21 protein-coding genes are annotated in these 21128 nt (G+C 56.7%); 5 read left to right on the top strand and 16 right to left on the bottom strand.

All coding sequences use genetic code 11. The features are described 5' to 3' along the window. Window position 1: 1 nt before the first annotated feature. Complete coding sequence (gene slyB, locus KW828_RS00920) at window positions 2-469, bottom strand: outer membrane lipoprotein SlyB (protein WP_218334586.1); 468 nt, start codon at window positions 467-469, stop codon at window positions 2-4. 279 nt (window positions 470-748) lie between these two features. Between slyB and anmK the strand changes: the two genes are divergently transcribed. The 4 genes from anmK to tyrS all read left to right on the top strand — a co-directional run bounded on the left by anmK (window position 749) and on the right by tyrS (window position 4420). Further along, window positions 749-1882 (top strand): anhydro-N-acetylmuramic acid kinase, encoded by a 1134-nt coding sequence (gene anmK / locus KW828_RS00915; protein ID WP_218334585.1) that lies wholly within the window; start codon window positions 749-751, stop codon window positions 1880-1882. A 103-nt stretch (window positions 1883-1985) separates the two neighbouring features. Beyond that, complete coding sequence (gene mliC, locus KW828_RS00910) at window positions 1986-2309, top strand: C-type lysozyme inhibitor (protein WP_088221979.1); 324 nt, start codon at window positions 1986-1988, stop codon at window positions 2307-2309. 56 nt (window positions 2310-2365) lie between these two features. Continuing rightward, window positions 2366-3022: a pyridoxamine 5'-phosphate oxidase gene (gene pdxH, locus KW828_RS00905; RefSeq protein WP_218334584.1), complete on the top strand. Its 657-nt coding sequence runs from the start codon at window positions 2366-2368 to the stop codon at window positions 3020-3022. Between the two features lie 123 nt (window positions 3023-3145). Beyond that, window positions 3146-4420 (top strand): tyrosine--tRNA ligase, encoded by a 1275-nt coding sequence (gene tyrS / locus KW828_RS00900; RefSeq protein ID WP_218334583.1) that lies wholly within the window; start codon window positions 3146-3148, stop codon window positions 4418-4420. An 89-nt stretch (window positions 4421-4509) separates the two neighbouring features. Here the strand turns inward: tyrS and gstA are convergent, their stop codons facing one another. The 12 genes from gstA to blr form a co-directional block, all read right to left on the bottom strand. Next, window positions 4510-5112: a glutathione transferase GstA gene (gene gstA, locus KW828_RS00895; protein WP_218334582.1), complete on the bottom strand. Its 603-nt coding sequence runs from the start codon at window positions 5110-5112 to the stop codon at window positions 4510-4512. Window positions 5113-5212: 100 nt separating this feature from the next. Continuing rightward, window positions 5213-6715, bottom strand: coding sequence for a dipeptide/tripeptide permease DtpA (gene dtpA, locus KW828_RS00890; protein WP_218334581.1), 1503 nt, complete (start codon window positions 6713-6715; stop codon window positions 5213-5215). Between the two features lie 522 nt (window positions 6716-7237). Further along, entirely contained in the window at window positions 7238-7873 is a 636-nt protein-coding gene (gene nth, locus KW828_RS00885) for an endonuclease III (RefSeq protein ID WP_218334580.1), read from the bottom strand. Then, complete coding sequence (locus KW828_RS00880; RefSeq protein ID WP_218334579.1) at window positions 7873-8571, bottom strand: electron transport complex subunit E; 699 nt, start codon at window positions 8569-8571, stop codon at window positions 7873-7875. The genes nth and KW828_RS00880 overlap by 1 nt, the downstream gene beginning before the upstream one ends. 3 nt (window positions 8572-8574) lie before the next feature. Then, window positions 8575-9195: an electron transport complex subunit RsxG gene (rsxG, locus tag KW828_RS00875; RefSeq protein WP_218334578.1), complete on the bottom strand. Its 621-nt coding sequence runs from the start codon at window positions 9193-9195 to the stop codon at window positions 8575-8577. Between the two features lie 9 nt (window positions 9196-9204). Further along, window positions 9205-10257, bottom strand: a complete 1053-nt coding sequence (rsxD, locus tag KW828_RS00870) for an electron transport complex subunit RsxD (RefSeq protein WP_218334577.1) — start codon at window positions 10255-10257, stop codon at window positions 9205-9207. Beyond that, a complete protein-coding gene (gene rsxC, locus KW828_RS00865; RefSeq protein WP_218334576.1) occupies window positions 10258-12369 on the bottom strand; it encodes an electron transport complex subunit RsxC in 2112 nt (703 codons plus the stop codon). Next, complete coding sequence (rsxB, locus tag KW828_RS00860; protein WP_218334575.1) at window positions 12362-12940, bottom strand: electron transport complex subunit RsxB; 579 nt, start codon at window positions 12938-12940, stop codon at window positions 12362-12364. Before rsxB ends, rsxC begins: the two co-directional genes overlap by 8 nt. Then, entirely contained in the window at window positions 12940-13521 is a 582-nt protein-coding gene (rsxA, locus tag KW828_RS00855) for an electron transport complex subunit RsxA (protein ID WP_218334574.1), read from the bottom strand. The genes rsxB and rsxA overlap by 1 nt, the downstream gene beginning before the upstream one ends. Before the next feature lie 75 nt (window positions 13522-13596). Then, the gene (locus tag KW828_RS00850; RefSeq protein ID WP_218334573.1) at window positions 13597-14037 is read right to left on the bottom strand and encodes a DUF2569 domain-containing protein; all 441 of its coding nucleotides are present in this window, start codon (window positions 14035-14037) and stop codon (window positions 13597-13599) included. A 220-nt stretch (window positions 14038-14257) separates the two neighbouring features. Further along, on the bottom strand, window positions 14258-15658 hold the full coding sequence (locus tag KW828_RS00845; RefSeq protein ID WP_218334572.1) for a GH1 family beta-glucosidase: 1401 nt from the start codon (window positions 15656-15658) through the stop codon (window positions 14258-14260). Between the two features lie 122 nt (window positions 15659-15780). Continuing rightward, window positions 15781-15918, bottom strand: coding sequence for a division septum protein Blr (gene blr, locus KW828_RS00840; protein WP_218334571.1), 138 nt, complete (start codon window positions 15916-15918; stop codon window positions 15781-15783). 207 nt (window positions 15919-16125) lie between these two features. Here blr and KW828_RS00835 point away from each other — a divergent pair, with 207 nt between their 5' ends. Then, complete coding sequence (locus KW828_RS00835; RefSeq protein WP_218334570.1) at window positions 16126-17166, top strand: oxidoreductase; 1041 nt, start codon at window positions 16126-16128, stop codon at window positions 17164-17166. A 31-nt stretch (window positions 17167-17197) separates the two neighbouring features. Here the strand turns inward: KW828_RS00835 and add are convergent, their stop codons facing one another. The 3 genes from add to malX form a co-directional block, all read right to left on the bottom strand. After that, a complete protein-coding gene (gene add, locus KW828_RS00830) occupies window positions 17198-18199 on the bottom strand; it encodes an adenosine deaminase (RefSeq protein WP_218334569.1) in 1002 nt (333 codons plus the stop codon). Window positions 18200-18305: 106 nt separating this feature from the next. After that, window positions 18306-19475: a MalY/PatB family protein gene (locus tag KW828_RS00825; RefSeq protein WP_218334568.1), complete on the bottom strand. Its 1170-nt coding sequence runs from the start codon at window positions 19473-19475 to the stop codon at window positions 18306-18308. Window positions 19476-19485: 10 nt separating this feature from the next. Continuing rightward, a complete protein-coding gene (malX, locus tag KW828_RS00820; protein WP_218334567.1) occupies window positions 19486-21078 on the bottom strand; it encodes a maltose/glucose-specific PTS transporter subunit IIBC in 1593 nt (530 codons plus the stop codon). Window positions 21079-21128: the final 50 nt, after the last annotated feature.

Here is a 21128-nt window from a genome sequence, read left to right as displayed (position 1 = left end):
ATTAACGCGGAGACGCCGTTACCTGGCTGCCATTGGTGGCCAGCGCAACACGCTGACCCGGGGAGAAGCGGGAGTTACCCTGTTTCTGCACCACGATAATGCTGTTGCCGTCGTCTTTACGAATTTCCAGCTCAACGCCCTGGGTTTTGTTCATCGAACCCTGCACGCCCTGACCGGCTACACCACCTGCAACCGCACCAGCCGCTGTTGCCAGCGAACGACCGGTACCACCGCCAACGGTGTTACCGAGGAAGCCGCCCAGCACCGCGCCGCCTAATGCGCCAATGACGTTAGAATCATCGCCGCCCTGGATCTGCACCGGACGCACATTGACGACAGTACCATAGGTCACATTCTGAACCTGCTTGGCTTCGGATGCCGTATAAACGTCCCCGGAAAGGCTATCGTTGTTCACACAACCTGCAAGGGTGAAGCCAACCAGCGAAACGGCCAAAACACGTAACATCATTTATGAATCTCCTGTCCAACATGAAACGCTCAGGTGAGCATCCGTATAACTAAATTATATGGCATTTACCCAGTGAGAACACAACTTCTGCCAAAACATGGCAAATATTGTACCTTTGGCCCGTTTAACTGTGTCTAAACGAAACCAGTGTAGCGACAAAAAGGGCGGGACGATAACGGCTATACACAAAAAGACATAAGACTTCATAGTATTAGCCGCCACTTTATGGTGGAGTGTTGTGTCTGGTATCTTTTAATCCGCACGCAAACAGGAAGGCGTATGAAATCAGGTCGCTACATTGGCGTTATGTCGGGAACCAGCCTGGACGGGGTGGATGTGGTCCTTGCGGCAATTGATGACCGAATGGTGGCGCAGCAGGCTAGCCTGACGTATCCCATCCCCGTACCGCTTAAGCAGGCGATCCTTAACATTTGCCAGGGGCAGCAGCTCACGCTGTCACAGTTCGGCCAGCTTGATACGCAGCTGGGCAAACTCTTTGCCGACGCGGTGCTGGCATTGATGGCCCAGGAGCAGGTACGCGCTGAAGATGTGGTAGCGATTGGCTGCCACGGGCAAACCGTCTGGCATGAACCGCAGGGCGATGCGCCGCACACGCTGCAAATCGGTGACAATAATCAGATCGTCGCGCGCACTGGCATCACGGTAGTGGGCGATTTCCGCCGCCGCGATATGGCCCTTGGCGGGCAGGGCGCACCGCTGGTGCCTGCCTTCCATCATGCGCTGCTGGCGCATCCCACCGAACGGCGCATGGTGCTGAATATTGGCGGTATCGCCAACCTCTCTTTGCTCTTTCCGGATCAGCCGGTGCGCGGCTACGACACCGGGCCGGGCAATATGCTGCTGGATGCGTGGATCTGGCGGCAAAAAGGCAAGCCTTATGATAAAGACGCGCAGTGGGCCAGCGCGGGTAATGTGATCCTGCCATTACTGCAAAATATGCTTAGCGACCCCTATTTCTCTGCGCCAGCACCCAAAAGCACCGGGCGCGAGTATTTCAATTACGGCTGGCTGGAGCGCCATCTGGCGCATTTCCCCGGCGTCGCGAGCGTCGATGTTCAGGCCACGCTGGTGGAGCTGACGGCGATGACGATAGCCGAACAGGTCATGCTCAGCGGTGGCGCGGAGCGCCTGCTGGTATGCGGTGGTGGCGGTCGCAACCCGCTGCTGATGGCGCGGCTGGCAGGACTGCTGCCAGGCATCGAAGTCTCTACCACTGACGAGGCGGGGATCAGCGGCGACGATATGGAAGCGCTGGCTTTCGCCTGGCTGGCCTGGCGCACGGTCGCCGGCTTACCGGGCAATCTACCGTCGGTCACGGGCGCGTCTGCCGCCAGTGTACTGGGCGCGATTTTCCCCGCCAATCCCCGCACTCCCCCGCGCGAACGGTCATAATCAGAGTTTCCTGACTCCCCGGTGCGCCACCGGCCGGTAAACTGAGCGGGTTAAGAGAGAGGGCATTGCCCTCTCAGACCGGGAAAGTCTATGGGGCAGGTGAATGAAAAAACTGTTAATCGCATGTGTGCCAGTGCTGCTGGCAGGATGTAGTACCTACAATCAGTTTGTGGAGCGGATGAATACCGATACGCTGGAATACCAGTGTGATGAAAAACCGCTGACCGTAAAGCTGAATCATCCCCGCGAAGAAGTAAGCTTTGTGCTGGATAACAAACCCTTAACGCTGACGCAGGGCTTGTCGGCTTCAGGCGCCCGTTACACTGACGGCATCTATGTCTTCTGGTCGAAGGGTGACAGCGCCACCGTTTATCATCGTGACCGTGTTGTACTGGATAACTGTCAACTGCAAAACCCGCAACGTTGAGATTTCTACCTGGGCGGCGCACAATAGCGCCACCCCATCACAACGTAGCGAATGCCATGTCAGACCACGATGAACTGCAGCAAATTGCGCACCTGCGCCGTGAATATATCAAAGGCGGTTTACGCCGTAACGATCTCCCCGCTGAACCGCTAGCGCTGTTTGAGCGCTGGCTGGGCCAGGCCTGCGAAGCCAAACTTGCCGATCCCACCGCCATGGTGGTGGCGACCGTTGACGAAAACGGTCAGCCGTATCAGCGCATTGTGTTGCTCAAACACTATGATGAAAAAGGCTTCGTGTTTTACACCAATCTCGGCAGCCGCAAAGCGCAGCATATCGAACGCAATCCCCGCGTGAATTTACTTTTCCCCTGGCACATGCTGGAACGTCAGGTGATGGTGACCGGTAAAGCCGAGCGCCTGTCGACGCTGGACGTGGTGAAGTATTTCCACAGCCGCCCGCGCGACAGTCAGATCGGCGCCTGGGTTTCGCAACAGTCCACCCGCATCTCCGCGCGCGGTATCCTTGAGAGCAAGTTTCTGGAACTGAAGCAGAAGTTTCAGCAGGGTGAAGTGCCGTTGCCGAGTTTCTGGGGCGGTTTTCGCATCAGCATCGAGCAGATGGAATTCTGGCAGGGCGGCGCTCATCGTCTGCATGACCGTTTTTTATACCAGCGGGAAAATGACGCCTGGAAAATTGACCGTCTCGCGCCGTAATCACTAAAAATGTTGTGTTAAGCGCTGGTGCTCCTGTTTCCGGCGCTTTATTCTATGTCTCTTTCGTAACTGGCGAAAGGCCGTGTACCGGCAGAGGTGCAGTCGTTTTATATGGAGAATTTGATGGCAAGCAGTAACTTGATTAAACAATTGCAAGAGCGGGGCCTGGTCGCCCAGGTGACGGATGAAGAGGCATTAGCCTCGCTGCTGGCGCAAGGTCCGATCGCGCTGTATTGCGGCTTCGATCCTACCGCTGACAGCTTGCATTTGGGGCATCTGGTTCCTTTGTTATGCCTGAAACGGTTCCAGCAGGCCGGGCATAAGCCAGTTGCGCTGGTGGGTGGGGCAACGGGTCTGATTGGCGATCCGAGCTTCAAAGCCGCCGAGCGTAAGCTCAATACCGAAGACACCGTGCAGGAGTGGGTGGATAAAATCCGCCGCCAGGTAGCACCGTTCCTCGATTTCGACTGCGGCGAGAATTCCGCTATCGCGGCGAATAACTATGACTGGTTCGGCAATATGAACGTGCTGACCTTCCTGCGCGATATTGGTAAGCACTTCTCTGTTAACCAGATGATTAACAAAGAAGCGGTAAAACAGCGTCTGAACCGTGACGACCAGGGTATCTCCTTCACCGAGTTCTCCTACAATTTGTTGCAGGGCTACGATTTCGCTTGCCTGAACAAACTGCATAACGTTTCACTGCAAATCGGCGGTTCTGACCAGTGGGGTAACATCACCTCCGGTATCGATCTGACGCGCCGCATGCATCAGAAACAGGTCTTCGGTCTGACCGTTCCGCTGATCACCAAAGCTGACGGCACCAAATTCGGGAAAACCGAAGGCGGCGCGGTGTGGCTCGATCCGAAGAAAACCAGCCCGTACAAGTTCTACCAGTTCTGGATCAACACCGCCGATGCGGATGTGTATCGCTTCCTGAAATTCTTCACCTTTATGGATCTGGAAGAGATCAATGCGCTGGAAGAAGAAGACAAGAACAGCGGTAAAGCGCCGCGCGCCCAGTATGTGTTAGCCGATCAGGTGACGCGTCTGGTCCATGGCGAAGAAGGTCTGGAAGCCGCTAAACGCATTACCGCCAGCCTGTTTAACGGTAACCTGAGCGATCTGAGCGAAGCGGATTTCGAACAGCTGGCCCAGGATGGCGTGCCAATGGTTGAGATGGATAAGGGCGCGGATTTGATGCAGGCGCTGGTGGATTCCGATCTGCAGCCGTCCCGTGGCCAGGCGCGTAAAACTATCGCCTCTAATGCCATTACCATTAACGGTGAAAAACAGGCCGATCCGGAATATACCTTTGTGGACAGCGACCGTCTGTTCGGCCGCTACACGCTGTTGCGTCGCGGTAAGAAGAACTACTGTCTGGTGTGCTGGAAGTAAGCGTTAAACCTTAAGCGTTAAAAAGGGAGTGAGAAATCACTCCCTTTTTTATTGCAGGTGGCATGCGTTCTGCGCCACCCGGCATAATTTTATAACCCTTCTGCGGCCAGCGTGTCGATCACGCTCTCACGTGCCGCCACACGCGCCATAAAGGCGTCAATGTTGCTCAGGCTGCCCATCTCCAGTTTTACGGCGCGCGCCCAGCGCAGCACGTTGTAGAGATACGCATCGGCAATCGTAAAATGGTTGCCAGCGATAAATTCGCGTGAAGCCAGTTCGGCGTTAACAAAGCTCAGTTTTTTCTCCAGCAGGCCGCGCACGGTGTGTTTGTACTCGTCCGGCGTATCCGGGCGGAACAGCGGCGTAAAGCCTTTGTGCAGTTCGGTCGCGATATAGTTCAGCCACTCCAGCGTCTTATAACGAGACAGCTCGCTGGTCGGGGCCAGCAGGTTTTTCTGCGGCACGCTGTCGGCGAGATACTGCATGATTACCCCGGCTTCGGTGATCAGCGTACCGTCATCCAGCTGCAATGCCGGGATCTGGCCCTTCGGGTTGATCGCCAGGTAATCGCTGCCGTCGCCCAGACGTTTGGTCATCAGATCGACTGCTTCCAGGGTAAAAGCTTTCCCGGTTTCACGCAGGATGATGTGCGGAGCAAGAGAGCAGGCGCCCGGTTTGTAGAACAATTTCATAGTTAACTCCTGTCTGAATGAAACTCAAGTGTACGATAAACCTTAAAAAAAAACCGCTGACAGTGTGCCAGCGGTTTCTTATTTGCGTTTCCCGAAGCGATTACGCTTTCGCGATTTCCGGGGCGTCAGTTTTTAAATCATCCTGCGCCATACGGTTCAGTTTCGGTGCCAGCAGCACCATCAGCGCAGCCATCACCGCGGTGGCAATACCAATTTTCAGGAATACGCTGCCGTAGACGTTAAGCGACATCAGCGGATCGGTTACCCCTTCCGGGATAGCCATCAGGTTTGCCACATAACCGGCGATCAGGTTTGCGCCGGCAGTGGTCAGGAACCAGCTGCCCATGATGAAGCCCATCAGACGCTGCGGCACCAGCTGTGCCACCATCGCGAGGCCGAGGCCGGAAATCATCAGCTCACCGATACTCTGGAAGGCGTAGCTCACGATCAGCCAGTTCACGGAGACGATACCCGCGTCGGTGGCGAATTTGGTACCCAGCGGCAGGATCAGGAAGGCCGCAGAGCACAACACCATACCGATAGCGAACTTGTGCGGCATCGGCAGGTTGTCGCCCATCTTGTTATAGATGGCGGCAAGGATCGGGCTGCCAATGATGATCCAGAACGGGTTCAGAGCCTGGAACTGCTCCGGCTCAAACGCGATACCCAGAATGGAATGCTCAACGTTACGGATCGCAAAGAAGTTCAGAGAGGTCGGCATCTGGCTGTACAGCACGAAGAACACAATCGCCTGTAACATCAGAATGAAGGCCACGATCATCTTACGACGCGCCGCACCCTGCATTGCGAAGGTTTCTTTCGCGAAGATGAAGATGATACCCAGCGCAACCACACCCAGCACCATACGGGCGATGCCCTGGTTGTGCAGCAGCCAGGTCGCGATGGTCACCAGTACCACCACGCCCACCAGCGTCAGCAGCAGGCTACCCACGCGCAGCGGTTCGAAGTCCGGTTTAGAGCCGTAGTTTTTCACCCAACGTTTGCAGAAGGCGAAGTTCACGACGGTGATCAGCATACCGACCACGCTCAGGGCAAAGGCCACGCTCCAGCCGAATTTCGCGGCCAGCCACGGGGTCGCCAGCATGGAGAAGAAGGAACCGATGTTCACCGCCATGTAATACATGGTGAAAGCACCGTCCAGACGCGGATCGTCTTTGGCATAGCAGGTGGAGAGCAGGGAGGACGGGTTCGCCTTAAACAGGCCGTTACCCACCGCAATGGTCGCCATACCCATATAAACCACCGCCGCGTCGTGACCGGACCATGCCACCAGGGCATAACCAATCGCCAGCACAATCGCGCCGAGCATAATCACACGCTTGGTACCCAGCACTTTGTCGCCCAGCCAGCCGCCGATGGCAACCAGACCGTACACGAGGGCGCTGAAGGAGGAGAACAGCGTAATGGAATCCGATTCGGACATACCCAGTTGTTTCACCAGGTAGACGGCCATGATGCCTTGCAGGCCGTAGAAGCCGAAGCGTTCCCATAATTCGATAGAGAAGATCAGATAAAACGCTTTCGGTTGCTTGAACGCGTTCATACTTACGTTATCTGCTGGTTTTTTGTTTGCAGTCGACACATATACCTCTTTTTTTACATCCCATATTAATGGGGGTGTTCAGTGCGCCATGTCCAGAGTTCATCGCGCTTATAGTTATAGTGGAGGGGGGAAACGGCAGGTAATGTTCCCTATCCGGGGCTTTCAGGCAAGACCTTTGTAATAGTCTGTTACATATAATCAGAGCGGCATAAAACTCGGAACGGCTAAATGTTATTTAGCGTTAAATTTCACTATGGATTAAAACGCAGTTTTTTACTCTGTGAAGGTCGCGGTACTTCTGGGATATGGCGATATATTCTGCCGGGAAGCGATAAATTCAGCGAATACGTCCAGCTTTTAAGAATTGACTGGTTTTATCTGTTGCTGGTTGAAAAAAAGCCTCTTTGATACAAGGCGCAATCTTGCAGAAAAACACATTAATTTAACAAACTGCAAAAAATGCACTGCCCCGCGAGTGTTATAGAAATTTTTTGCGATAAAAAAACATTAAGAGGCTTTCTGGTGGAATAAGCGCCCGGGTTTCAGCCACGGGCGAGAACATTATTCGTACACTTTTTCTTTGTATTCACAAAGATCTTCAATCAGGCAGGAGCCGCAGCGCGGCTTGCGGGCGATGCAGGTGTAACGTCCATGCAGGATCAGCCAGTGGTGGCAGTCCACTTTAAACTCCGCAGGCACCACTTTCAGCAGGCTCTCTTCCACCTGCTCGACATTCTTGCCAGGCGCAAAACGGGTACGGTTACAGACGCGAAAAATGTGCGTATCCACGGCAATGGTTGGCCAGCCGAAGGCAGTGTTCAGCACTACGTTCGCGGTTTTGCGCCCGACCCCCGGCAGCGCTTCCAGCGCCGCACGATCTTCCGGCACCTCGCCGCCGTGCAGTTCGATCAGCATCCGGCAGGTTTTGATGACGTTTTCCGCTTTGCTGTTAAACAGGCCAATGGTCTTGATGTAAGACTTCACACCCTCGACGCCCAGTTCCAGCATCGCCTGCGGCGTGTTCGCGACCGGATAGAGCTTTGCCGTGGCTTTATTAACGCTGACGTCGGTGGCCTGCGCCGACAGCAGCACTGCAATCAACAGCTCAAAGGGCGAGTTGAAATTCAGTTCGGTGGTCGGATGCGGATTGTTATCCCGCAGACGGGTCAAGATTTCCCTTCTTTTCACATTGTTCATTATGCCTTCCCGGGCGTGGCGGCTGGTGCCGCATCGGTCGTCGCCACCGCAGCGGCACGGCGTTTTTTACTGCGCTCATCGATCAGGTATTTCACTGCCAGCATCATGCCGAGGCCAATAAACGCGCCGGGCGGCAGCATCGCCAGCAGGAAAGGGGAATCGGTGTGGAACACCTCAATGCGCAGCACTTTCGCCCAGCTACCCAGCAACGCATCCGCGCCGTCAAACAGCGTTCCGTTACCAATAATTTCACGCATCGATCCCAGAACAAACATCGCGCCGGTGGCGCCCATGCCGATGGCAAAACCGTCCAGCGCCGACAGCGCCGGGCCTTTTTTCGCTGCAAAGGCTTCAGCACGACCCACTACAATACAGTTGGTGACGATAAGCGGGATAAAGATCCCCAGCGACTGATAAAGGCCGAAAGCGTAAGCGTTGATCAGCATCTGCACCACGCTCACCACCGAGGCGATGATCATCACGTAAATCGGAATACGGATCTCAGCCGGTGTCCAGCGACGCAGGGCAGAGATGGACAGGTTGGTCAACGTCAGCACCAGCGTGGTTGCCAGCCCCAGCCCCAGCGCGTTAGTCGCCGTCGAGGTGACCGCCAGCAACGGACACATCCCCAGCAACTGCACCAGCGCGGAGTTGTTCTTCCACAACCCCTGAACAATAACGTCTTTTACTTCGCTCATGGTTTACTCTCCACAGGTCGGTAAATGGTTAAGGCGGGCAGGCAGCGACTGCGCATAAATCCCGGCCCGTTTCACGGCGTTCACCACCGCACGCGGCGTGATGGTCGCACCGGTAAACTGATCGATATCGCCGCCGTCTTTTTTCACCGCCCAATGTGCTGAGTCCTGCGGATCGATTTTCCGCCCCGCAAAGGTCAGGATCCAGTCGGAGATACGCAGTTCGATTTTATCCCCCAGTCCTGGTGTTTCATGGTGTTCAGTGACGCGCGTGCCGGTTACGGTGCCGTTGAAATCCGCGCCCACCAGCAGCTGGATCGCGCCGGAATAGCCATCGGGCGCGGTGGCTTCAATCACCGCCGCCACCGGCGTGTCGCCTTTACGGGCGATATACACGCGGTGCTCACCTTTGCCAAGCTCCGGCGCTGTTACAAAATAGCAGCTCTGGCTGAGATCGTTATCGTAAAGCGACGCGGGCACCACCTGATCGAACAGCGCTTTTTGTTGCAGCGCGGCCTGATCGTCGATGGTGGATTTGGTCAGCTGATTAATCGCGGCGGTCATACCGGTACAGCAGGCGGCGAAGATCGCCAGCGTTACACCGTGTTTCTGCATGGTCTTTAACATGGTGTGTCCTCAGCGGTGACCGTACACGCGCGGACGCGTGTAGTAATCGATTAACGGAACGGTAATATTCGCCAGCAGCACGGCAAAGGCCACGCCATCCGGATAGCCGCCGAAGCTGCGGATCAACCACACCAACAGACCCGCCAGCGCGCCAAAAATCAGACGGCCTTTATTGGTGGTCGAGGCGGTCACCGGATCGGTCAGAATAAAGAACGCGCCCAGCATGGTAGCGCCAGAGAAAATATGCAGCGTCGGGGATGCCAGGCTGTCCGGCGACAGCAACCAGCCGAGCGTTGAGCAAAAGGCCAGCATGGCGATAAAGCTCACCGGAATATGCCAGCGAATGGTTTTTTGCCACAGCAGGAACACACCGCCTGCCAGATAGGCCAGGTTAACCCATTGCCAGCCTGCACCGGCCAGCACGCCGCTGTAAATGGGGTAGCTCAGGATCTCATCGACAGAATGTCCGGCGTGCAGGGAGGTTTTAAAGGTATCCAGCGGTGTCGCCTGGCTGATGCCGTCAATGCCCATGCGCAGGGTGTTCATGTCGCCACCGGACGCCGTATGGCCGGAGAAGATCAACTGTACTGCATCCATAAAGCCGGGCACCGTGGCGGCGATCTCATGCGGCGGCAGCCAACTGGTCATCTGCACCGGGAAGGAGATCAGCAGCACCACATAGCCGACCATCGCCGGGTTAAACGGATTATGCCCAAGGCCGCCATACAGCTGTTTGGCGATGATCACCGCGAACACCGTGCCCAGTACCACCATCCACCAGGGGGCAAACGACGGAATACTGATCGCCAGCAGCAGCCCGGTTAACAGTGCCGAGTTATCCGCGAGGATCGCACGGATGTTTTGCTTGCGTAATTTAAGCACCAGCGCTTCAGCCGCCAGTGCGCTGACGCCCGCCAGCAGAATTTGTATCAGCGTTCCCCAGCCGAAAAACCAGCTTTGCACGGCAATGCCCGGCAGGGCCGCCAGCAACACAAGCAGCATGATGCGCGAGGTCTGGCGCTGGTTATGGGTATAAGGGGAGCTTGCGATTCGAAAAACCATTTAATCCTCGTTTACGGCCTGTTGTGCGGCTTTCTTAGCCTGAACTCTGGCGATCGCCGCGGCGACGGCCGCTTTACGCGGATCGTCATTGGCCGCCGCGGTATCGGTGACCTGCTGCTGTGCTTTACGTGCTTTGGCGCGCGCGATGGCGGCTTCGACTGCGGCTTTGCGCGGATCGATGTCATCTGCAACCGCGGCTTTGCGCGGTTCGATGTCCTGCGCAGCTGGCGCAGGCGCAATTTTCGGCTCAGGCGTCCCGGCAGCGTGCTGCTGTGCTTTACGCGCTTTAGCGCGGGCGATGGCCGCTTCCACTGCCGCTTTGCGCGGATCGATCTCCTGTGTAACCGGCGCAGACGCAATTTCCGGCTCTGGCGTCCCGGTAGTGTGCTGCTGGGCTTTACGCGCTTTGGCGCGGGCGATGGCGGCTTCTACCGCCGCTTTGCGCGGATCGACGTCCGTTTCGGTAACGGCTTCACGCTGTTCGGCTTTTGCCGCCTGACGGGCGCGGGCCTCGGCTTTACGGGCCTCACGGGCGGCGATCATCTCGCTGTTATCCGGAACGGCGCCCGCCTGCACAACCACTGGCTGGGTGGCGTTCTGTTTTTTCTCGCGCACCCGGGCGAGTGCGGCGTCAATAGCGGCCTGATCTTTCGCCGCTGGCTGCACGGCCGCCTGTTTATGACGGGCGAGGCGCGCGGCTTTTTCACGCTCAAGCCGTGCCTGACGCGCTTCAAAGCGCATTTTTGCCTCGGCCGCGCGTTTTTCTTCCTGCGCGATGGCGTAGATCTCGGCTTTTTCCTGACGGAAATACTGCACCAGCGGAATATTACTTGGGCATACCCAGGCACAGGCGCCGCACTCGATACAGTCGGAGAGATTATGCGACGTGGCTTTGTCGTGCTGCTGGCCTTTAATGAACCAGTACAACTGTTGCGGCAGCAGATCCGCAGGACAGGCATCCGCACAGGCGCTACAGCGGATACAACCTTTCTCTTCCTGCGGCTCGCCCATTTCGGTGGCGGAGGGGGCCAGCAGGCAGTTGGTAATTTTGACCACCGGCACATCAAGCCACGGCAGGGTAAAGCCCATCAGCGGGCCGCCCATGATCACCATCTGTTCACCGCTCGGGCAGAAACCCGCCGCATCCAGCAAATGGCGTATCGGCGTACCCAGACGCGCCCAGACGTTACCGGGCTGTTTTACTGCTTCACCGGTCAGCGTCACCACACGTTCGGTCAGCGGCTCGCCGTCCACCACCGCGCGTTTTACCGCATACGCCGTGCCAACGTTTTGCATCAGGATGCCGATGTCAGACGAACGCCCGCCGTGCGGCACCTGTTTACCGGTCAGGATCTGCGTCAGCTGCTTCGCACCGCCGGAGGGGTATTTGGTGGGGAGCACACGCAACGTGATGTCGTGCGAACCCGCCAGCACCGCACGCAGCATAGAAATCGCCTGCGGTTTGTTATCTTCAATGCCGATCAGCACCTGACGCGGCTGCAAGATATGCGCGAGAATACGAATACCTTCAACCACCTGCGCCGCGCAGTCCTGCATCAGCCGATCATCGGCGGTGATGTAGGGTTCACACTCGGCGGCATTAATAATCAGCGTGTCGATTTTATCGCCGCCGCCGTGCAATTTATTGCCGGTAGGGAAGCCTGCGCCGCCCAGACCGGCGACACCTGCCTGATGAATCCGCTCAATCAGCGCCTCGCGGCTGCGTGAGCGGTAATCGCTCCAGCCGTCGCGCTCGATCCACCGATCCTCACCATCAGCGTCAATAATCACGCTCAGTTCCGCCAGACCCGACGGATGCGCCGTGGAGTGGGGGGCGATGGCCACGATCACGCCCGACGTCGGGGCATGAACCGGCAGCATACGACCACGACCGCGGGTCAACGGCTGACCGCGCAGCACGCGATCGCCGGCCCGTACGCAAAGCTCACCCTCAGCGCCAATATGCTGCTTGAGGGGGATCACAAAACGCGAAGCCAGCGGCAGCTGACGCAGCGGGGTGCCGTTGGACTGGGTCTTCATTTCCGGCGGATGAATACCGCCGTGGAAGTCCCACAGTTTATCTTTTCGGAAGGCGGAGAATAACTTAAGCATGTTGTTCCACAGAAATAATGCGCACCGGGATCGTCTGCAAATCCCACTTCCAGCTGTCAGGCGTCGGGGTAACCGGACGCAATTCAATACACCGGGTCGGGCACGGATCGACGCAAAGGTTACAGCCGGTGCACAGGTCGCTCATCACCGTATGCATGGCGCGGGTCGCGCCAACGATGGCATCGACCGGGCAGGCCTGAATACATTTGGTGCAGCCAATACAATTAGGTTCATCGATCACCGCCAGCATACGCACCGGCTCGGGGGCGGCGTCATCGCCGTCCAGCGGTTGTGGATCGACGTTTAACAGCGTGGCGATTTTCAGCATCACCGCTTCGCCGCCAGGGGCGCAGCGGTTAATTTTTTCACCCTGAATGCCCACGGCTTCCGCATAGGGGCGGCAGCCGGGGTAGCCGCACTGACCGCACTGGCTCTGCGGCAGCAGTTCGTCAATGCGTTCGACAACGGGATCGTCTTCCACCGCAAAGCGGCGGGAGGCGTAGCCAAGAATGACGCCAAAAATCAGCCCGAGGACGCTCAGGGCCGCAATGGCAATCCAGATCGTGCTCATTACAACTTCACCAGACCACTAAAGCCCATAAAGGCCAGAGACATTAAACCCGCGGTGATCAGTGCAATGGCGTTACCGCGGAAAGGGGCAGGCACATCCGCCACCACCAGACGCTCGCGGATCGCGGCGAACAGCACCATCACCAGTGAAAAGCCCACCGCTGCGGAAAAGCCGTACAGCGCGGACTGCATAAAATTGTGCCCAAGATTAATATTGAGCAGCGCCACGCCCAGCACCGCACAGTTGGTGGTGATGAGGGGCAGGAAGATACCCAGCAGGCGATACAGCGCCGGACTGGTTTTGCGCACCACCATTTCGGTGAACTGCACCACCACGGCGATGATCAAAATAAAGGCCAGCGTACGCAGATAGATCAGATCCAGCGGAATGAGGATCCACGTATCGATGATCCACGCGCACACCGACGCCATTGTCATGACAAATGTGGTGGCCAGTCCCATCCCCATGGCGGATTCCAGTTTCTTGGACACCCCCATAAACGGGCAGAGTCCCAGGAACTTCACCAGCACAAAGTTATTGACCAGAATGGTTCCGACAAACAGCAGCAAGTAATCAGTCATTATTCGGCCTGAAAGAAAAAACCGCCCATTATCGGGCAATCCGTAACGGGCGACAACAGCATAACTGTAGGGTTATTACGGGTTAACAAAGGTGTTTTTCACCCGCGTTGACCGCTTAAAATAGGGCACCAGCAGCGCGGCCGCCAACAGCGGGAACAGCAGCTGGCGCAGCGCCAGATCGTCTGATACCGGTGAAAACGCAAAGGCTTTCACCGCCAGCAGCACGGAAATCAGCAGCCAGATAATATAGTGCTTTGGCACCATGCGGCGTCGTTTGAAAAAGGCGATGGTCAGCCACAGGGTGTAATACCACATCCCCACGGCGAACAGCAGCGTGGCAAACCACATCACTATCGACAGCACGCCCTGAGCGCGCAGTGTGGCGAATGTCTGCGGCGACATCAGCGCTGACGTATACAACAGCAGCGCGAGCGAGGTACTCAGCAGAGCAACCAGCAGCCATGCCAGTGGGGCGAGCAACCAGCCTCCGATGCGTTCTGCGGGCGTAGCAGTCATGAATAGTTCACCTTTATGTCAATACACGTGATTTGCCGGGCCGGGATTATAAAGCATTGCCATGCGATTACGACAGCCTTTATTACCGGTAACGGTCAGACGCAACGGGCAATAATACGCGACTTCCAGGGGCGCATTTGTCCGTCTATGCGGTGCGAGGTGAAATAAGGATTTTCTTAAGCAGAATAACGCAGGCAGCGGAATGTGCCTGCGAGAGGAATTAACGCTGCGCGCCCCGGCTGGCAATCAGCTGCTGATACCAGAAGAAACTCTTTTTACGTTTGCGGGCAAGGTTATTGTTATGATCGACATACACAAAGCCGTACTGTTTTTTATAGCCGTTAAGCCAGCTCAGTAGATCAATAAAGGACCACGGATAATAGCCGCGCACATCCGCGCCCTGAGCCATCGCCTCGGCCATGGCGTCCACGTGCATGCGCAGATAATCAATTCGCGGGTCGTCAACAATCTCGCCGTTAATAATGGGATCTTTCGCGCCTAAACCATTTTCGGTGATGTACATCGGAATATCACCGTAACGCGCTTTAATTTGCATAATGCCGTCGGTCAGACCCTGCGGCCAGATTTCCCAGTCCCAGTCCGTATAGACGCCATCGGGATTGCGGACAAATTTAAACAGACCTTTAAAGCCGAATTCATGTCCGCTATTACTTTCACCGGAATGATTCGACTGAATGTGGGTTTCGCCTGGATTCGCCACTACCGTTTCACGGCGGTAATAATTAAGGCCGATAAAATCGCAGCGGTTTTCCCGTAGCAGTCGATCGTCATCCGGGGCAAAACGCGGTACGCCCCAGCGTTGCTGCGCCGCGTCCAGTAATGCCGCCGGGTATTCGCCCTTCAGCACCGGATCGTAGAACCAGTGGGTATGAATAGCGTCCGCCATATTTGCCGCCGCCACATCTTCCGGCAGGTGGGTGAGCGGGGTATGCGGTTGCAGGACGTTCACAAAGCCGATGTCGCCCGCAATGCCAGCGTGACGGAAGGCTTTCACCGCCAGTGCGTGGGCGATAAACACATGGTGACAGGCCTGAATGGCGCGTGCCGGATCGGTGACAGAAGGAGGGTGGCTACCGGTGATATAACCGTGGCCGATAAAGACAATGGTTTCATTAAACGTGGCCCACAGGCGGACGCGGGAGCCGAAACGGTCGTAACACAGACGGGCATACTCTTCAAAGGCTTCAGCAGTTGAACGCGCCTCCCAGCCGCCTTCATCCTGTAACGCCTGCGGCAAATCCCAGTGATAAAGGGTGATCATCGGGACAATATTATGCGCCAGCAGGGCGTCGATCAGATCGCTGTAAAACTTCACGCCCGCTTCGTTCACCTCGCCGCGGCCTTTCGGCAGCAGTCGCGGCCACGAAATGGAAAAGCGGTAACTTTGCAGGCCCATCTCCGCCATCAGCGCAACGTCTTCCTGCATGCGATGGTAATGGTCAACGGCGACATCGCCATTGGTATCCTGCCAGGTCGCGCCGGGAATATGTGAGAACACATCCCAGATCGACGGGCCTTTGCCATCGGCATCATGCCCGCCTTCAACCTGATACGCCGCGGTTGCGGCACCCCATAAAAAATGTTCCGGAAAAGCAGCCATCTTTCGCTCCTTACTGATCTATGACGTTCAGGAACGTTACACGCGATGCTTTTATAACCGCAACCGGTTTCAGAAACCGGTTACAGGAATGGGAGGGCAGTCACCTTTCCGTAAAGGCCAGGTTATTTTGCCTGGGTGACGGCAGCAGGTTCTGGGGGCTGATAATTGTCAATATGACTGGCCACACCCAGCAGAATGACGCTGACGCCAAGCACAACCCAACCGGCTAATTCAACGATGCGATTGAAAACTCCGTACATAATTCCGACTTCTCCTTTTTTGTTGAAGCGGAATAGTAGCGGCAGGTAATTATCCGGACAAGTCGTCGCGGGAACTTTCCCATTTTTAGGAATGCGCTGAAAAAAGTCTGTCCTTTACGGCAGGAGTGTCGGGGAAGACAGGCGCAATTTCGCCACGTATGATGAACAACCTGTTATTCCATTCCTCCACTGATGAGAGGCAGCTATATGAGTGACAAAATCCGTGTCGGATTAATTGGTTATGGCTATGCCAGCAAAACCTTCCACGCACCACTGATTGAAGGTACGCCGGGGATGGAGCTGGCGGCGATCTCCAGCAGTGACGAAAACAAAGTCCACGCCGGCTGGCCGAACGTGCCGGTGGTGTCAGAGCCGAAGCACCTGTTTAACGATCCTTCACTGGATTTGATTGTCATCCCCACGCCCAACGACACCCATTTCCCGCTGGCGAAAGCGGCGCTGGAAGCCGGGAAACATGTGGTAGTGGATAAACCGTTTACCGTGACACTGTCACAGGCTCGCGAACTGGATGCGCTGGCGAAAAGCCTGGGTCGCGTGCTGTCCGTGTTCCATAACCGCCGCTGGGACAGTGATTTTCTGACCCTGAAAGCGCTGGTGGCAGACGGCACGCTGGGGGAAGTCACCTTCTTCGAGTCGCATTTTGACCGCTACCGTCCTGAAGTACGTAACCGCTGGCGTGAAATGGCCGGACCGGGCAGCGGCATCTGGTACGATCTGGGGCCGCATCTGCTCGATCAGGCGGTCAACCTGTTTGGCTTGCCGGTAGGACTGAGCGTTGACCTGGCGCAGCTGCGTCCCGGCGCACAGGCCACGGATTATTTCCATGCGGTGCTCACCTACCCGCAGCGACGTGTGATCCTGCACGGCACGCTGCTGGCCGCGGCAGAATCAGCGCGTTATATCGTGCACGGCACGCGCGGCAGCTACGTGAAGTTTGGCCTTGATCCGCAGGAAGAACGTCTGAAAAACGGCGAGCGTCTGCCGCAGGAGGACTGGGGCTATGACATGCGGGATGGCGTATTGACCCGTGCGGAAGGCGACGAGCGGGTAGAAGAAACGCTGCTGACCATTCCGGGCAACTATCCGGCGTATTACGCCGGGATCCGCGATGCGCTAAACGGTGAAGGGGAAAACCCGGTGCCCGCCAGTCAGGCGATCCAGATCATGGAGCTGATCGAGCTGGGGATGGAATCGGCAAAACATCGCTCGACGCTTTGCCTGTCTTAATGAAATAGCCCGGCGCGTGCCGGGCTTTTTTTTAATTACGGGTGAGGCTATCGCGCAGCGCCTGCTTTTCAGCGGCGCTCAGGAAAGCGATCTCCAGCCCGTTGATCTGCGCCTGACGGATCTGCTCGCGGCTTAAACCCGCCTGCGGAGCCGCCACATTGTACTCATGAATAATATCCACGCCCTGAACTGCCGGATCGTCGGTATTCAGCGTCGCCAGCACGCCGTGCTCAAGGAAGACTTTCAGCGGATGCGCACCCAGCGAGGCGACGGTACTGGTCTGAATATTAGAGGTCAGGCAGGATTCAATACCGATACGCTGCTCGGCAAGGAAATCCATCAGCGCGCGATCTTCAATGGCTTTGACCCCGTGGCCGATACGCTCGGCGCCCAGCTCACGGATCGCCTGCCAGATGCTTTCCGGGCCTGCCGCTTCACCCGCGTGGACGGTAATGTGCCAGCCAGCGTCGCGCGCGCGGTTGAAGTGGGAAAGGAACAGACTGCCGGGGAAACCCAGCTCATCACCCGCCAGATCCAGCGCAGTAATGCTGTCCCGGTGCGCCAGCAGCGCTTCCAGCTCTTCCAGACAGGCCGCTTCACCGAAAGTGCGGCTCAAAATGCCAATCAGGCGCGCCTGTACGTTGAACGCGCTGCTGCCCTGACGGACGCCCTCGATAACCGCTTCCACCACGCCCGCCACCGGCAGGTTATGGGTCATCGCCATGTAGCCTGGTGAAAAACGCAGTTCCACATAGTGCAGGCCGTTGCGCGCGGCATCTTCCATATTTTCGAACGCCACACGACGGCAGGCGTCCAGCGAGGCCAACACTTTGACGCCCCAGTCGAGTTTCGACAGGAAGCTGACCAGATCGGGTTCGTTAGCTGTGACCTGAACGTGTGGACGCAGGGTATCAAGGGTGTCAGCAGGGAGGGCGAGATTAAACTGGCGGCCAAGATCGAGGATCGTCTGGGCGCGAATATTGCCATCAAGGTGGCGGTGAATGTCGGTCAATGGAATAGTGGAATCGATCATGCTGCACTCTTTTTAGATGTTTTAGGTAAAGTGCAGAGCATTATAAAAATAAATCGGGGTAAAAAGCTATGTTGCGCAAGCAATAAGTTGGTTGCGCAACACAAAATCACAAAAGTGCCTGGATCCCGGCGATTAACCGGCTGACACCCTGTTCCAGCTTAACCCGCGGGCAACCAGCATTCAGACGCACAAACCCGCGGCCCGCATCGCCGTAAGTGAGCCCCGGCATAATGGCGACTTTCTGGTTTTCAATCAGTTCTTTTTGCAACTGCATATCGTCGATGCCGAGCGGGCGCAGATCGATCCATGCCAGATAGGTTGACTGCGGCTGTTGCCACTTAAGGGCAGGGAAAGCGGCGTTCAATTCCGCCGCGACATACGCCAGATTCGCCGCTAAATAGTCCCGCAGCGCATCCAGCCAGGGCGCGCCCTGCTCATAGGCGGCGATATGCGCATGCAGCGCCAGTACCGATGGCGATGACAGCCCGTCGCGACTCTTCAGTGCAGTGAGATAACGTGACCGTGTCACGTCGTCTGCAATAATGCCGTATGCGCCGGTAAGCGCCGGGATATTAAAGCTTTTCGATGCCGACGAGAGCAGCGCCCACGGCCCCTGAGCGACGCGGCTCCAGGGGATATGCTGATGATCGCCCCAGGTCATATCCATATGGATCTCATCGCTGATCACCTTCACGCCGTGGCGGTCGCACAGTGTCGCCATGGTGTTGAGTTCGTCCTGCGTCCAGACTTTCCCGGTGGGGTTTTGCGGGCTACACAGCAGCAGGATTTTGTTTTCTTCTTGTGCCAGCACGGCTTCCAGCCTGGTCATATCGCAATACCAGTCGCCATTGTGTTGTAAAGGCACCGGCACGATGCGGCGATCGTTGCCTTCGATCACCTTGTAAAAGGCGTCATAGGCCGGGGTATGCACTACCACTCCGTCGCCTGTCGCCGACCACAGGCGGATCAGTTCGGCGACCATATAGATCACCGACGGGCCATACACCAGCGCATTGTCCGGCAGCGGGGCGTTAAAGCGCGTACCGAACCAGTGCCGTACGGCACTGATGAATTCCTCGTTGTTCCAGCGGCTGTAGCCCAGCACGCCGTGCGCTAACCGTGCCTGCAAAGCGTCGATCACACAGGGGGCGGTGGCAAAATCCATATCCGAGATGGTGAAGGGCAGCAGGTCAGCATGACCAAAACGGTCCGCCACATAATCCCACTGGGTACACCAGGTGCCGTAGCGATCCACGACACGTGAGAAATCAAACATCGTTATATCCTTATGCTTCAACGGTATTCATCAGTGACACCAGTTCATCTTTGACCGACTGAACCTGCGGGCCAATGACCACCTGAAGATTATGCGCGTTTAATTTCACCACACCAATCGCCCGCAGTGCTTTCAGCGCCTCGGTATCCACCTTGTTCATATCCGCCACGGACAAACGCAGACGGGTAATGCAGTTGTCGATGGTCACCAGGTTTTCCGCACCGCCGAGCGCGGCCAAAATTGCCGGGACGTTATAGCCGGATTTCCCGGCGCTGCCGGCAAAGCGCTTTTCAAGCTGGCTGCTGATCTCCGCTTCGCGGCCTGGGGTTTTGAGGTTAAAGCGGGTGATAGCGAAACGGAAAATGGCGTAGTAGGCCACAAACCAGACTGCTGCGACCACCGGCACCATATACCACTTGGTTGCCAGACCGTGCAGGATGCCAAACACCACAAAGTCGATCACGTTGCCGTCGGTATTGCCGATGGTCACGCCCAGCACCGCCATCATGGTAAAGCCCAGACCGGTAAGCAGCGCATGGATCACATACAGCACCGGCGCGACAAACAGGAACAGGAACTCCAGCGGCTCGGTCGTACCGCCGATCACACAGGCAACGACGCCGGAAATCAGCAGGCCTTTAATTTTATGACGGTTCTCGGGGCGGGCGCAGTGGTACATCGCCAGCGCGGCACCCGGTAAGCCGCCAAGAAAGGCGGGCATTTTACCCTGTGACAGAAAGCGCGTGGCGCTCTCGGCAAAACCGTGGGACGTCGGGCAGTTTAACTGCGCCTGGAAAATGGTTAACGCGCCGCTGACCGTATGTCCACAGACATCGAGGGTGCCGCCTGCTTCACTGAAGCGGATCAGCGCCACCAGAATATGGTGCAGGCCAAAGGGCAACAGCAGACGCTCGCCGGTACCGAAAATCATCGGACCAAAATCTCCGGCGCTGTTGATCATCTGCCCCAGCCCGTTGATGCCCATGGCGAAAAACGGCCAGATCAGCGGAATACACAGCCCCACAAGTCCCATCACCACCGTGGTGACAATCGGCACAAAGCGCGTGCCGCCGAAGAATGCCAGTGCATCCGGCAGACGCACCGTATGAAAACGTTCATGCAGCAACCACACCACGACGCCGGCGATCACCGCGCCGAGAATGCCGGTATCAATCGACTGGATCCCCAGAATATTCTGCACGTTATTCGCTTTCAGAATGGCAGCGTCCGTGGTAGGCAGAATGCCTTTCGCGGTCAGCCAGAAGTTAACGGCCAGATTCATCACTGCATAACCGACGAAACCAGCAAAGGCCGCCACGCCCTTGTTTTCACGCGCCAGCCCCAGCGGGATAGCAATACAGAACATCACCGGCAGAAAGCTGAACGCAAAAGATCCGACTTTCCCCATCCAGATGAAAATCGCCTGCAACACGGGGTTACCGAGTGCCGGTAACAGCGTCACCACATCATGGCTGCTCAGCGAGCTGCCGATGCCCATCATGATCCCGCAAAAAGAGAGCAGGGCCACCGGCAACATAAACGTTTTGCCTAATTGCTGGAAAAACTCCCACAGCGTAATTTTTGGTGCAGTTTTGACAGGCATGAACAATTCCTTGTCTGGAAAAGTGGATTCAGTGGCCAGAAGATAAAACG

Source organism: Enterobacter sp. ENT03, assembly GCF_019218745.1.
In the GTDB taxonomy this organism is placed as follows: Bacteria; Pseudomonadota; Gammaproteobacteria; order Enterobacterales; family Enterobacteriaceae; genus Enterobacter_D.
The sequence above is the reverse complement of the archived record's forward strand: the minus strand, read 5'-3'. Positions and strand labels throughout refer to the sequence as shown.

Excerpts from the sequence above, each read along its gene's own strand:
- KW828_RS00825 (WP_218334568.1), bottom strand. The coding sequence starts at position 19,475 with ATGTTTGATTTCTCACGTGTCGTGGATCGCTACGGCACCTGGTGTACC.
- KW828_RS00845 (WP_218334572.1), bottom strand. The coding sequence starts at position 15,658 with ATGGCTGCTTTTCCGGAACATTTTTTATGGGGTGCCGCAACCGCGGCG.
- pdxH (WP_218334584.1), top strand. The coding sequence starts at position 2,366 with ATGTCAGACCACGATGAACTGCAGCAAATTGCGCACCTGCGCCGTGAA.
- rsxA (WP_218334574.1), bottom strand. The coding sequence starts at position 13,521 with ATGACTGATTACTTGCTGCTGTTTGTCGGAACCATTCTGGTCAATAAC.
- blr (WP_218334571.1), bottom strand. The coding sequence starts at position 15,918 with ATGTACGGAGTTTTCAATCGCATCGTTGAATTAGCCGGTTGGGTTGTG.
- mliC (WP_088221979.1), top strand. The coding sequence starts at position 1,986 with ATGAAAAAACTGTTAATCGCATGTGTGCCAGTGCTGCTGGCAGGATGT.
- nth (WP_218334580.1), bottom strand. The coding sequence starts at position 7,873 with ATGAACAATGTGAAAAGAAGGGAAATCTTGACCCGTCTGCGGGATAAC.
- rsxB (WP_218334575.1), bottom strand. The coding sequence starts at position 12,940 with ATGAGCACGATCTGGATTGCCATTGCGGCCCTGAGCGTCCTCGGGCTG.
- anmK (WP_218334585.1), top strand. The coding sequence starts at position 749 with ATGAAATCAGGTCGCTACATTGGCGTTATGTCGGGAACCAGCCTGGAC.
- rsxG (WP_218334578.1), bottom strand. The coding sequence starts at position 9,195 with ATGTTAAAGACCATGCAGAAACACGGTGTAACGCTGGCGATCTTCGCC.
- slyB (WP_218334586.1), bottom strand. The coding sequence starts at position 469 with ATGATGTTACGTGTTTTGGCCGTTTCGCTGGTTGGCTTCACCCTTGCA.
- tyrS (WP_218334583.1), top strand. The coding sequence starts at position 3,146 with ATGGCAAGCAGTAACTTGATTAAACAATTGCAAGAGCGGGGCCTGGTC.
- KW828_RS00850 (WP_218334573.1), bottom strand. The coding sequence starts at position 14,037 with ATGACTGCTACGCCCGCAGAACGCATCGGAGGCTGGTTGCTCGCCCCA.
- rsxD (WP_218334577.1), bottom strand. The coding sequence starts at position 10,257 with ATGGTTTTTCGAATCGCAAGCTCCCCTTATACCCATAACCAGCGCCAG.
- KW828_RS00835 (WP_218334570.1), top strand. The coding sequence starts at position 16,126 with ATGAGTGACAAAATCCGTGTCGGATTAATTGGTTATGGCTATGCCAGC.
- gstA (WP_218334582.1), bottom strand. The coding sequence starts at position 5,112 with ATGAAATTGTTCTACAAACCGGGCGCCTGCTCTCTTGCTCCGCACATC.
- rsxC (WP_218334576.1), bottom strand. The coding sequence starts at position 12,369 with ATGCTTAAGTTATTCTCCGCCTTCCGAAAAGATAAACTGTGGGACTTC.
- add (WP_218334569.1), bottom strand. The coding sequence starts at position 18,199 with ATGATCGATTCCACTATTCCATTGACCGACATTCACCGCCACCTTGAT.
- KW828_RS00880 (WP_218334579.1), bottom strand. The coding sequence starts at position 8,571 with ATGAGCGAAGTAAAAGACGTTATTGTTCAGGGGTTGTGGAAGAACAAC.
- malX (WP_218334567.1), bottom strand. The coding sequence starts at position 21,078 with ATGCCTGTCAAAACTGCACCAAAAATTACGCTGTGGGAGTTTTTCCAG.